The sequence below is a fragment of the Komagataeibacter oboediens genome, from assembly GCF_003207815.1.
GTDB classification, from domain to species: Bacteria; Pseudomonadota; Alphaproteobacteria; order Acetobacterales; family Acetobacteraceae; genus Komagataeibacter; species Komagataeibacter oboediens.
Map to the genome: position 1 here is coordinate 1 of NZ_NKTX01000242.1, position 712 is coordinate 712.

At 62.5% G+C, this 712-nt stretch carries 2 protein-coding genes; both read left to right on the forward strand.

Annotation, left to right across the window (positions count from 1 at the left end):
- A partial coding sequence (locus CFR80_RS18610) for an ANTAR domain-containing response regulator (RefSeq protein WP_146221729.1) occupies positions 1–313 on the forward strand: 313 nt, incomplete at its 5' end.
- On the forward strand, positions 310–712 hold a 403-nt coding region (locus tag CFR80_RS18615), incomplete at its 3' end, for an ABC transporter substrate-binding protein (protein ID WP_146221730.1). The genes CFR80_RS18610 and CFR80_RS18615, both read left to right, overlap by 4 nt.

Here is a 712-nt window from a genome sequence, read left to right on the forward strand (position 1 = left end):
AGCCTTCGACACCGGCATATGTTCGTACAACGTGCTGGAGGCGCTGCCCCGTGACGTGAAGCCGCTGCTACGTGCCGCCATCGCGCTGTATGCCCGCTTTCGCCGCACACGCGATGAACTGACCGAAGCGCAGCGTGTGCTTGCCGAGCGTAGGATTATCGAACAGGCCAAGAGATGTTTCATGAAAAATGAAAAAACCAGCGAAGCGCAGGCCTATCGGTGGTTCCAGCGCCGGGCCATGCAGACATCGCGTCGCATCGCAGCCGTCGCCGGGGAGTATCTGGCATCGCAGAAAAAGGATGAGGCATCATGAACACACCGTTACGGATCGGCGTGCTGAAGCTGGCTGACAGCGCACCAGTCATCATGGGGCGGCACCAGGGCATTTTTGCCCGACATGGACTGGAAACCGAGATCGTCGTCTCCCCATCCTGGGCCAACATCGCCGATGGTCTGGCATGGAACCGGCTGGATGCGGCCGTCATTTTCGCGCCGCTGGCCATGATGACCGCGCTCGGGCGGCGCGGGCATGACACGGGGCTACGCCCGCTAGGCCGGATCAGTCGGAGTGGCAACACGATCATGCTGCGTGGCGCCAACCCGGTGGAAGGCACATGGAATGCCGGCCGTCAGGGGCGGCAGGCCTTTGACCGGTGGTCCACGGCCATCGGGCGGAAGCCGCGTATTGCCGTCGTGCATATGTATTCCACCC